7 protein-coding genes are annotated in these 12,207 nt (G+C 55.2%); all 7 read right to left on the bottom strand.

From position 1 onward, the window contains the following. Window positions 1-276: 276 nt before the first annotated feature. Window positions 277-1,140, bottom strand: a complete 864-nt coding sequence (locus EOS97_RS18280) for a dimethyl sulfoxide reductase anchor subunit family protein (RefSeq protein WP_000534686.1) — start codon at window positions 1,138-1,140, stop codon at window positions 277-279. Between the two features lies 1 nt (window position 1,141). Further along, on the bottom strand, window positions 1,142-1,759 hold the full coding sequence (gene dmsB, locus EOS97_RS18275) for a dimethylsulfoxide reductase iron-sulfur subunit DmsB (RefSeq protein ID WP_000213069.1): 618 nt from the start codon (window positions 1,757-1,759) through the stop codon (window positions 1,142-1,144). Window positions 1,760-1,769: 10 nt separating this feature from the next. Beyond that, the gene (gene dmsA / locus EOS97_RS18270; RefSeq protein WP_000850262.1) at window positions 1,770-4,214 is read right to left on the bottom strand and encodes a dimethylsulfoxide reductase subunit A; all 2,445 of its coding nucleotides are present in this window, start codon (window positions 4,212-4,214) and stop codon (window positions 1,770-1,772) included. Window positions 4,215-4,451: 237 nt separating this feature from the next. Further along, the gene (gene serS, locus EOS97_RS18265; protein WP_000886699.1) at window positions 4,452-5,744 is read right to left on the bottom strand and encodes a serine--tRNA ligase; all 1,293 of its coding nucleotides are present in this window, start codon (window positions 5,742-5,744) and stop codon (window positions 4,452-4,454) included. 258 nt (window positions 5,745-6,002) lie between these two features. Then, window positions 6,003-7,346, bottom strand: coding sequence for a replication-associated recombination protein RarA (gene rarA, locus EOS97_RS18260; protein WP_000067789.1), 1,344 nt, complete (start codon window positions 7,344-7,346; stop codon window positions 6,003-6,005). 9 nt (window positions 7,347-7,355) lie between these two features. After that, a complete protein-coding gene (gene lolA / locus EOS97_RS18255) occupies window positions 7,356-7,967 on the bottom strand; it encodes an outer membrane lipoprotein chaperone LolA (RefSeq protein ID WP_001519746.1) in 612 nt (203 codons plus the stop codon). 142 nt (window positions 7,968-8,109) lie between these two features. Then, window positions 8,110-12,120 carry a DNA translocase FtsK gene (gene ftsK, locus EOS97_RS18250; protein ID WP_023221663.1) on the bottom strand — a complete coding sequence of 1,337 codons (4,011 nt, stop codon included), beginning with the start codon at window positions 12,118-12,120 and terminating at the stop codon, window positions 8,110-8,112. Window positions 12,121-12,207: the final 87 nt, after the last annotated feature.

Raw genomic sequence — 12,207 nt, 5'->3', positions numbered from 1 at the left:
CATGGGCGATCCGCAAGTTTTGAGACTATCGATTTGATTTACTTATTCTGTACGTGAATATATTGAAAGGCTAAAAATTCATCCCCTTGTTTTTATTGATCTAACCCGCAAAATCGGCGTTTTGTTCAGTCGAAAAATTTCATGGTTCCTTTAGCTTCGTTTTCTTCTCTATGGATTTATATGCGCCTTCTCCACCCCGGTTATATTCCTTAGATTGATGGTGGCTAAAGGCGCATTCGGCCTGCACGTTCTGCAGGCCGAATGCGCGTCAACGCGTTAGCTGGCTACCGCCATGCCCACGGTCATATGCAGCCCATAGAATACGCCGCGGCCAATCAATTCCCCCGCCAGCATCAGAATGAAGGCGACAGAGAGCAACGGTACCGCAGGTTGATACCCTTTTAACTGTGGCACAATCCAGCAGCACAACGCCGCCGCAAGCAGCACCATACGCCAGGCCATCAGCGAACCATAATCCGGCACCAGAGCAGACGCCTGCTGAATGGAACTGTGAATCGTCGCCAGTTCCGCGCCCTGCATGGCCACCATAATGGCAATAACCACCAGCGCCAGCACCGAAACCGCAGGCAACAGACGCATCGCCCAACCGTTCACGCCCGCGATGCGCAGCAGCAGATAACCCAGTAGCGGGCCACCCATAAAGAGCGTCAGGAAGAAGCCCAGCGGCGTCCAGACGCTATACCAGGTCGGTACTGTATCGATGCTGTTATAGACTCGTACCATCATCCAGACGAAGACGACGCCCAGTACCATCGTGATAATCAGCCAGAGTGTGCGCAGTACCGGCGGCAGCTTTTTCAGTACCGCCAACAGCCAGCCAATCCCGCCGACCGCAAAAAACACCGAGCCGCTGGCAATTTCATTGCTCAGTGCGGAAGCACCCACGCGGTTAAGCGAGTTAAACGCGCGCATCGGCGAGCCCAGATGCAGCATCGAGGCGATAAAGCCAATCCCCATCAGCACCCACAGACCAAACATACAGGCGATCACCCGCTGCTGCGTTTCCGCGCGCAGGTCGCCCTTCATCAGCGCCAGAGCCAGAACAATAAAACCACCGGCCACGCACTGACCAAAGACCGTGAAGATCATCAACGGCCATTCATGCCATCCACTTCCCATCTTATACCTCCTTCGGATTGGCCAGATAACCGGTGGTGTCCCCGGTCGGGCGGCTGTTGGCGTTGGGTTTAATCACAATATTCGGCTTCGTGAAATGCGCGCGCGGCAACGGCGCGACGGCAGCCAGCTCACCGTGTTTTTTACGCAGCTCGTCGATAGGACCAAAGTCCAGCGCCCGCAGCGGACAGGATTCGACGCAGATCGGTTTTTTGCCTTCCGCCACCCGGTCGTAACAGCCGTCGCACTTGGTCATATGACCTTTGGCCGCGTTGTACTGCGGCGCGCCGTACGGGCAGGCCATGTGGCAGTAGCGGCAGCCGATACAGACCTCTTCGTTCACCACCACAAAACCGTCATCGCGCTTGTGCATCGCGCCGCTCGGGCAGACTTTGGTGCAGGCCGGGTCTTCGCAGTGGTTACAGGAGATGGAGAGATAGTAGGCAAAGACGTTCTGGTGCCAGACGCCGTTATCCTCCTGCCAGTCGCCGCCTGCATACTCATAAATGCGGCGGAAGCTGACATCCGGGGTCAAATCTTTGTAGTCCTTGCAGGCCAGTTCGCAGGTTTTGCAACCGGTGCAACGGCTGGAATCAATAAAAAATCCATACTGGGTTGTCATCGGTTACTCCTTACGCCTTTTCAACCTGAACGAGGTTCGTATGTGACGGGTTCCCCTTCGCCAGCGGAGAAGGACGTTGGGTCGTCAGTACGTTAATACATCCGCCCTGATCCACGCGTTTTGCATCCGGGTCATACCATGCGCCTTCTCCCAGGGCGACCACACCCGGCATCATGCGCGGCGTCACTTTAGCCTCGATATGTACTTCGCCGCGATCGTTGAAGATGCGGACTTTATCGCCATTGTTGATACCGCGTTTCTGCGCATCCATTGGGTTAATCCACATTTCCTGGCGACAGGCGGCTTTCAGTACGTCTACGTTGCCATAAGTGGAATGCACACGCGCTTTATAGTGGAAACCCGTCAACTGCAGCGGGAATTTATCCGTTAGCGGATCGTTATAGTTTTCAAAACCTGGCGTGTAGATCGGTAATGGATCGATCACGTCGCCTTCCGGCAGCTCCCAGGTGGCGGCGATATCCGCCAACGCCTGTGAATAGATTTCAATCTTGCCCGATGGCGTTGTAAGTGGATTCGCTTGCGGATCTTCGCGGAAGTCTTTATAGGCGACATGGTGGCCTTCGGGGTCACGCTGTTTGAAGATGCCTTGCTTACGGAACTCCTCAAAGGTGGGCAGATTCGGAATGGATTTACGCGACTGTTCGTACAGATGACGCATCCACTCTTCTTGCGTCCGGCCTTCGGTAAACTGTTGTTCCACGCCAAGACGTTTCGCCAGTTCGCTGGTCATCTCATAAATCGTCTTACACTCGAAGCGCGGTTTAATCGCCTGGTCAGTGAAGATAACGTAAGACATGTTCCCGCAGGAGGCATCCAGCGCAAAGTCCATCTGCTCAGAAGCAGTGCAATCAGGCAACAGAATATCGGCGTATTTTGCCGACGAGGTCATATGACAGTCGATAACGACGATCATTTCGCATTTCTTGTCATCCTGCAGGATTTCGTGGGTGCGGTTAATCTCAGAGTGCTGGTTAATCAAACAGTTGCCAGCATAGTTCCAGATCATTTTGATCGGCACGTCCAGCTTATCTTTACCCCGCACGCCATCACGCAGCGCCGTCATTTCCGGGCCGCGTTCAATGGCATCGGTCCACATAAACATGGAGATGCTGGTTTCAACCGGGTTTTCTAACGTGGGCATACGTTCAAATGGCAGGGCATAAGACCCTTCGCGCGCGCCGCTGTTACCGCCGTTAATCCCAACATTACCCGTCAGGATCGCCAGCATCGAGATGGCGCGCGTGGCGATTTCTCCATTAGCATGACGTTGTGGCCCCCACCCCTGGCAAATATAGGCGGGTTTAGCGCTGCCGATTTCTCGCGCCAGTTTAATAATGCGATCTGCCGGAATACCGGTAATTTGCGCCGCCCACTCCGGCGTCTTCGCGATACCGTCTTTACCCTGGCCCAGAATATAGGCTTTGTAGTGACCGTTTTTCGGCGCGCTGGCAGGCAAGGTTTTTTCGTCATAACCGACGCAATATTTATCCAGGAACGGCTGATCGACCATGTTCTCGGTGATTAAGACATATGCCAGACCATTAACCAGCGCCGCATCGGTACCTGGACGAATCGGAATCCACTCATCTTCGCGACCGGCGCCAGTGTCGGTGTAACGAGGATCGATAATGATCATCCGCGCGTTTGATTTCTGCCGCGCCTGTTCAAGATAATAGGTTACACCGCCCCCGCTCATGCGGGTTTCGCCAGGGTTATTACCAAACAACACCACCAGCTTACTGTTTTCAATGTCGGATGGACTATTGCCATCCGCCCAGCCGCCATAGGTGTAATTCAGACCCGCTGCGATTTGCGCGGAAGAGTAATCACCGTAGTGATTAAGATAACCGCCGCAGCAGTTCATCAGACGAGCGACCAGCGTTTTTCCTGGCGGCCATGAACGTGTCAAAGTGCCGCCCAGCGTTCCCGTGCCATAGTTCAGATAAATGGACTCGTTGCCATACTCTTTGATAAGACGCTGCATATTGGTGGCAATGATATCGTAGGCTTCGTCCCAGCTAATACGCTCAAATTTACCTTCGCCGCGCGCGCCGACGCGCTTCATCGGATACTTGAGACGATCCGGGTTATAGACGCGACGACGCATAGAACGACCGCGCAAGCAGGCGCGAACCTGGTGCAGGCCATCGTAATCATCGTTTCCGGTATTATCCGTTTCTACATATTTGATTTCGCCATCCACAACATGCATACGTAGCGGACAACGGCTGCCACAGTTTACCGTACAGGCGCTCCAGACGACTTTCTCGTCGGTTTTCGTCGGGCTTATCGCCTCTGCGGCGTTAGCGATGCGGGTAAATGGCAGGGTAAATGCGCTACTGGCCATCGCCAGGCCGCCTATCGCGGTGGTTTTGACTAAACCACGACGGCTCACCTCGGCTGCCAGCACGGCATCAGGGATCTTAGTTTTCATAAGGGCTCACTCTGCTGCTCACAATAAAAAAAACAATAAAACGATGTATAGAATTTTATATAGCGATAACGTCGCTATAAAGTCTGATATATATCGAAAAAGTAGAAAAATAGTGTTAAAAACTGACCTTCATTCGAAATCAGTATTACCCCTAATAGGGTAGGGATTATTGTCCGGTATCAAACTGGCATAAAAAAAGCGCCCGAAGGCGCTTTTTAGAAGAGGAGAAAGCGAGGATTAGCCGATATATTCCAGTCCGTTCATGTACGGACGTAATACTTCCGGCACTTCAATGCGGCCATCAGCCTGCTGATAGTTTTCCATCACGGCCACCAGGGTACGACCTACCGCCAGACCAGAACCATTCAGGGTATGGACCAGACGGGTCTTTTTGTCGGACTTGCTGCGACAGCGTGCCTGCATACGACGCGCCTGGAAGTCCCAGACGTTAGAGCAGGAAGAGATCTCGCGGTAGGTATTCTGCGCCGGAACCCAGACTTCGAGGTCATAGGTTTTGCAGGCGCCGAAGCCCATATCGCCAGTGCACAGAATGATTTTACGGTACGGCAGTCCCAGTAGCTGGAGCACTTTTTCCGCGTGGCCGGTCATCTCTTCCAACGCAGCCATAGAATCTTCCGGGCGAACGATCTGCACCATTTCCACTTTGTCAAACTGATGCATACGAATCAGGCCACGGGTATCACGACCATAAGAACCTGCTTCAGAACGGAAACAAGGCGTATGCGCCGTCATTTTAATCGGCAGCTGATCTTCGTCGATGATTTCATCGCGTACCAGATTGGTCAGCGGAACCTCCGCCGTCGGGATCAAAGCATAGTTGCTGCTGTCTGCTTCTTCTTCCAGCGGACGGGTATGGAACAAGTCGCCTGCGAATTTCGGCAGTTGACCGGTGCCATACAGCGTGTCGTGGTTAACCAGATACGGCACGTAGTTTTCGCTATAGCCGTGCTGTTCCGTATGCAGATCCAACATGAACTGCGACAATGCGCGATGCATACGCGCAATCTGTCCTTTCATCACCACAAAACGGGAGCCGGTCAGCTTAACCGCGGCGGCAAAGTCGAGGCCGGAGTGCATTTCCCCTAAGGTGACGTGATCGCGGATTTCAAAATCAAACTCACGCGGGGTACCCCAGCGGCTGACTTCAACGTTGTCGTTTTCATCTTTACCTACCGGCACTTCATCCGCAGGCAGGTTTGGGATGGTCAGCGCGATATTGCGGATCTCCGCCAGCAAGGTATCCAGCTCGGCTTTCGCCGCATCCAGCTCTTCGCCCAGTTTATTCACTTCCAGGCGTAAAGGCTCGATATCTTCCCCGCGCGCTTTCGCCTGGCCGATGGATTTCGATCGAGAATTACGCTCCGCCTGCAGGTTTTCCGTGTTGACCTGCAAAACTTTACGACGCTCTTCAAGAGCGCGCAGCTTATCTACATCCAGCTTAAAGCCCCGGCGTGCCAGTTTTTCAGCGACTGCGTCTGGCTCATTACGCAGCAGATTGGGATCGAGCATGCTTATCCTGTGCTTATCGAATAATAAAAGGAAACGCGATCAATTGATGATCGCCTCTGATTGTATTGATGAACGTAAACCGCGTTTACGTAATAGCGACGTTTTCGCCTTACCTGACCGACGACAGCAACAACGCATCCATTGCGCTATACCCGCGGACCTCATAAGCAACGTGCTATCAGGCATAACGAGATTCATCATCAACGCCATGATACCTGGAGCATCATATTTAGAGATAACCTTACCGCAACGTTTACACTAGCGGTAGCGTTTTGTGGGGCTATTTTGATCCTGTTCAGCCAGCCAGGCGAGCTTTTCGCCAATCTTGCCTTCCAGACCACGATTTGTCGGATGATAATAGCGCGTTTGCGCGATTTCCGGCGGGAAGTACACTTCACCCGCAGCATAGGCATTGGGCTCATCGTGGGCATAGCGGTACTCCTGGCCATAGCCCATCTCTTTCATCAGTTTGGTTGGCGCATTACGCAGATGGACAGGAACGTCATAATCAGGACGTTCGCGCGCGTCGGCCAGCGCAGCCTTAAAGGCGGTATAGACGGCGTTACTCTTCGGCGCGCAGGCGAGATAAACGATAGCCTGCGCGATCGCCCTTTCGCCTTCAGCCGGGCCAACGCGGGTGAAACAATCCCACGCGGCAATGGCGACCTGCATCGCGCGCGGATCGGCATTACCCACATCTTCCGAGGCAATCGCCAGGCAGCGACGCGCCACGTACAGCGGATCGCCTCCCGCGGTAATGATACGGGCATACCAATAGAGGGCGGCATCCGGCGCGCTGCCGCGCACTGATTTATGTAAGGCGGAAATAAGATCGTAGAAGCGATCGCCTTTGTTATCAAAACGCGCGCTGCGCTCGCCGGCGATCTCGGTCAACAAGGCGGGCAATAAAACGCGTTTGCCGCTGTCATCCACCTCCGCCATGTCAGCCATCATTTCCAGCGTATTTAAGGCGCGCCGCGCGTCGCCATTGACCAGCTCAGCAATCGCTCGCCGTGTCTCATCCGGTAACACGATATCCTGATCGCCGTAACCACGCGTTTTGTCCTGCATCGCCTGGTCCAGTACTTGCTCAATATCGTCAGTGGTCAACGATTTCAGCAGATAGACCCGCGCTCGCGACAATAGCGCCGAGTTCAGCTCAAAAGAGGGATTTTCCGTGGTCGCGCCGATAAAGGTGATAGTGCCATCTTCGATATGCGGTAAAAAGGCGTCCTGTTGGCTTTTGTTAAAGCGATGCACTTCATCGACAAACAGGATGGTACGGCGTCCGGCATTACGATTCTGGCGGGCGCGCTCGATAGCTTCACGAATCTCTTTTACCCCAGAAGTGACGGCGGAAATACGCTCGACATCGGCGCTGGCGTAGCGGGCGATCACTTCAGCGAGCGTGGTTTTCCCCGTCCCTGGCGGCCCCCATAAAATCATGGAGTGCAGATGCCCGGCCTCAATAGCGCGAGGCAACGGCTTACCTGCGGCCAGCAAATGCTGCTGGCCGATATACTGCGCTAAATTTTCCGGCCGCATTCGCGCGGCCAGCGGTTGAAACGTATTATCAGAAAAATCGAGCGACAGATTGCTCACTCATCGCCTCTACTTACGTTGGTCGTCTATCGTTACCCCTTGCGGCGGAGTAAACGTAAATTTTGACGGATCAACAGCGCCGTTTTGCTGGGATTTTAGCTGATAGGCGCTACGCTGATCGTCTTGTTCTACGGCGCTAAACTGGTGGATAGTCCCGTCGCGCCCCACATTGATGGTGAACTGTTTCAGATTGCCGTTGCTGGCTTTCGGCGTCAGCACAAAATTATCGCCATCCTGCTTAATATTATACTGCTGCCAGTCGCTGGCCTGGTTGCGGGCAATCAGCATAAACGGTGTATTTCCGGTGGCATCTTTCAACCACGTGGCGGTAGCCTGTTCTACAAACGGGTTATAGAACCATAACGTTTTGCCGTCAGAAACCAGAATACTCTCGTCAGGTTGCGTCATATGCCAGTTGAATAGATTTGGCCGCTTAACCCATAAATCACCCTGTCCCTCCTGCACCGCAGCACCGCTGCCATCGGTGACTTTTTGAGTAAAGGTGGCATGAAAGCTGCTCACTTTATCCAGACGGCTTTTCAGAGAGCTGGCGGCGTCAGCCCATACGCTGCTGGCTACAACGCTTGAAAGTAATGCACAGGCGATTGCCATTTTTTTCATCATTATTCCTCAGGTTTCGACACTCCCGACCAGGAGCTCCTTTTGCTTTCTATTCCAGGCCAAAAATCAGCATGAGGAAAGAAGAAAATACTGAATTTTGTTGCCGGATGGCAGCCTGCACAGCGCCATCCGGCTTACAAGTTTACTCAAAAGGCGGCGGAGCCAGCACTTCACGATTACCATTATGCCCCTGAGCGCTGACAATACCCTGCGCTTCCATCTGTTCGATAATACGCGCCGCACGGTTATAGCCGATGCGGAACTGACGCTGAACGCCGGAAATGGACGCTTTACGCTTCTGGGTGACGAAATTAACGGCCTGATCGAATAGCGCATCTAATTCTTCGCCGCCGTCAAAACCGCCACCGCCACCTTCGCTTTCGCTGTCGGAGGTAATGCCATCCACATATTGCGGACGACCGCGCGCTTTCCAGTCCTGCACCACCGCATGGACCTCCTGGTCACGCACAAACGCCCCATGGACACGTACCGGCATGGTGGAGTTTGGTCCGGAATAGAGCATGTCCCCCATTCCTAATAGCGACTCAGCGCCACCCTGATCAAGAATGGTGCGGGAGTCGATCTTGCTGGATACGGTAAAAGCGATACGGGTTGGAATGTTGGCTTTAATTAAACCAGTAATCACATCGACCGACGGACGCTGCGTCGCCAGTACCAGGTGAATCCCCGCGGCGCGCGCTTTCTGCGCCAGACGCGCGATCAGCTCTTCAACTTTTTTACCGACGGTCATCATCAGGTCGGCAAATTCATCAACCAGTACCACGATATACGGGAGTTTTTCCAGAACCGGATGCTGAACATCCATACTGTCCCCCGGCTTCCAGTACGGGTCCGGAATCGGGCGTCCCATGCGGGCCGCTTCGGCGATTTTCTCGTTATACCCAGCCAGATTACGCACGCCGAGCGCGGACATCAGCTTATAGCGACGCTCCATCTCATTGACGCTCCAGCGTAACGCGTTAGCCGCGTCTTTCATGTCGGTAACAACTTCCGTCAGCAGATGCGGTATACCTTCATAGACCGAGAGTTCTAACATTTTCGGGTCGATCATGATAAAGCGAACGTCTTCCGGCTGCGCTTTATACAGCATACTGAGGATCATGGCGTTAACCCCGACCGACTTACCGGAACCGGTCGTACCGGCCACCAGCAGGTGAGGCATTTTCGCCAGATCCGCCACTACCGGATCGCCCGCGATATCCTTACCTAACACCACGGTAAGCGGCGACGGATTCTCGCGGAATTTGGCGTTATCCAACACTTCGCGCAGATAAACGGTTTGCCGTTTCTTGTTCGGCAATTCCAACCCTACGTAAGGTTTGCCTGGAATGACTTCCACAACGCGTACGGCTACCGTTGACAATGAGCGCGCCAGATCCCGGGAAAGGTTGGAGATACGCGCTGCTTTAACGCCCGGGGCCAGATTCAGTTCAAAACGAGTAATGACCGGGCCTGGCGAATAGTTCACCACATCAGCTTTAATGCGGAAATCCGCCAGGCGCGCTTCAACCAGACGCGCCATTTGTTCCAGCGCAAAGGTATCTACCGGTTCAACTTCGCTCGGCGGCGGCGTCAGAAGATCTAACGAAGGCAGCGGCGTCGTCGGACGCTGTAATGGACGACTGTCGCCGTTACGCATCAACAGCGGGTGGATCAGGCTGTCTTGCGGCGCTGTCGGCTGTTGCGGCTGCTGATACTGCGGCTGCGGCGCTACCGGCTGTTGCGGCTGCTGATACTGCGGCTGCGGCGCTACCGGCTGCTGCGGCTGCTGATACTGCGGCTGAGGCGCTACCGGCTGCTGCGGCTGCTGATACTGCGGTTGCGGCGCTACCGGCTGTTGCGGCTGCTGGTACTGTGGCTGAGGCGCTACCGGCTGTTGCGGCTGCTGATACTGTGGCTGCGACGCTACCGGCTGCTGCGGCTGCTGATACTGTGGCTGCGGCGCTACAGGTTGCTGAACAGGCGTTGACTCGGGCATGACACCCGGCGTGAACAGCGGTTCGTGCGGACCTTCATCAACCAATACTTTCATTGGCGAGAAATCCAGATCGTCCAGTGAGAACGGCTGCGCGCCAGCGGGTTGCTCGCCGGAATAGCGCTGCTGTTGCGAAGCGGCAAACTGGCGGGCTAATTCAGCTTCCGCAGCGGTATCGTCATCTTCTGCCTGTTGCGTATCATGCTGATACGTCTCACCATAACGATGCTGCTGCGACTGCGCAAACTGACGGGCTAACTCGTCCTGATGCATTGCATCTATTTCTTCATCGGTTAGCTGCGCGCCCGTCTCGTACTGATTGCGCTCCGCCTCGCGGGCTTTTTCTTCTGCAATCCTCTGTGACGGCAGCTTAATACCGTACGATGCCAGTTCCCGTCGGGTCGGCACGCGAACGCGGTTCGGACGCGGCAGTTGCGGACCAATCCCCTCTTTCACCTGCGGACGCGGCGCGCCGCCGGTAGCCAGACTAAATGCAGGCGCAGCGGCCGCGGCGCCTGCTGCCAGGGCGCCACTCTTAATACCTGCGTCAAGCGACGCGGCGGCGGCTACCGCTTCCACTGGCGGTATGGACGGCGCGACAGATACCGTAGGTTTGACCGGCACGTTCTCTTTTACCGGCTCCGGAATCGGTTGATACCATGCCGCCAGTTGTTCGCGCTCACGGGCGCGTTTCTCTTCCACCTCTTCAAAATAGTAAAGCGGAGGACGGGCAGGTCTGGTCTCTTCTGTGTCAGGTTCAGGCTCGGTGGCAACCGGCTGTTCGATAACCGGCGGCGGCATGTGAGAAGGTTCAGCCGCTATCGGCTCCGGCTGATAAACCGGCGTCGGCTGATGGGTCGGCTCCGGCTGCCATTGCGGCTGTGTTTCCTGCGGCGCAAGAGAGTCATATTCTGCTGCGGTCGCTGGCGTCGCGGCGTATTGCGGCGCGGAAGCGACAGGCACAGGTTGCTGCCACGGCGCACTTTGCGCCTCCTGCGGTTGAGCATATTGCGGATGCGGCTGATACCCCTCCGGCGCAGGCGCGATAACCGGTTCGCCGGTTTGCGGCCCCGGTACGGGCTGCCACTCCACGGTCGGTTGCGCGACAACCGTCTCAGCCCCCGGCATGGGCGGCGTTTGCATTATGGGATCGGCGGACGCTGCCCACGTCTGGGTGACGGCAGTTGCAGCCGCAGCGGCGGCGACCGGTTCGGTGACAGAATGGCCGTTTAACAGCGGATCATATTCATCATATTCCGGCTGCGTCGCACGGTTGCCCGAAAACAGAACGTCGTCGGGATCGGCAGCGACGCCGCGCGCGCTATACTGAATGTCCTCGTCATCATCCATCCGTTTGCCGGAAAAGAGCGCGGCATCGGTCTGACGGCCCCGTGGATTGCTGAATTTTTCAGCCAGTCGCTTACGACGCGCCAACGCGCCGCGCAAAATACGCGCCCGGCGAGATTCACGCTGCACGCCGTCGGTTTCTTCATCGTATTCGTCATCATACTCTTCGTCGTCAACCCACGTATCATCACGCCGGGTACGGTTGCTGGCGAAGGTCAGTATATTAAGCAGCCAGCCGCCTAATTTTTCGGCGATACTGACCCAGGACCAGCCGGTAAAGAGCGTCAGCCCGGCAGCCCAAATACAGAGAAGCATTATCGTTCCGCCGCTACTATGCAACAACGGCTGCAGCGTGGTGCTTAACAGGCTGCCAATTACGCCGCCGGAGGCGAAATACCAGATATCGTCGGCATTAATGGCCGCCAGACCGCAGGAAGTGAGAATCAGCGCCAGCACGCCGATAAGGCGTAGCGACACAGCAAAATAGTCGATGTAATCATCCGTAGACTGATGACGCCACGCAAACCAACACCCGCCGACAATAATGACAGGGATGGTGTAGGCCATTACGCCAAAAATAAAGAACAGTGTATCGGCCAGCCACGCGCCCGGCGCGCCGCCTAAATTATGGATGGGTTCATGCCAGGCGGTTTGCGACCAACTGGGGTCCGAAGGGTTAAAGCTCAACAAGGCCGCCATCAACCAGACGGCAAAAAGGGCAATAAGTATCAACAACGCTTCCAGAAGTCGGCGCCCGCTGCTTAACTTCGTCAATGTGACGTCTTTGTCTTCAGTATATTCCTGGCTCAAAAAAGGCTCTCCAGGTTCCAGGCTTTTCCCGCCCGATGCTAAAACGGACAACAGCACCGGGTTGCCCCGGCACTGTTGCTGTATGGA

The organism is Salmonella sp. SSDFZ54 (assembly GCF_004010735.1).
Lineage (GTDB): Bacteria > Pseudomonadota > Gammaproteobacteria > Enterobacterales > Enterobacteriaceae > Salmonella > Salmonella enterica.
This window is presented reverse-complemented; position numbering and strand designations above follow the sequence as displayed.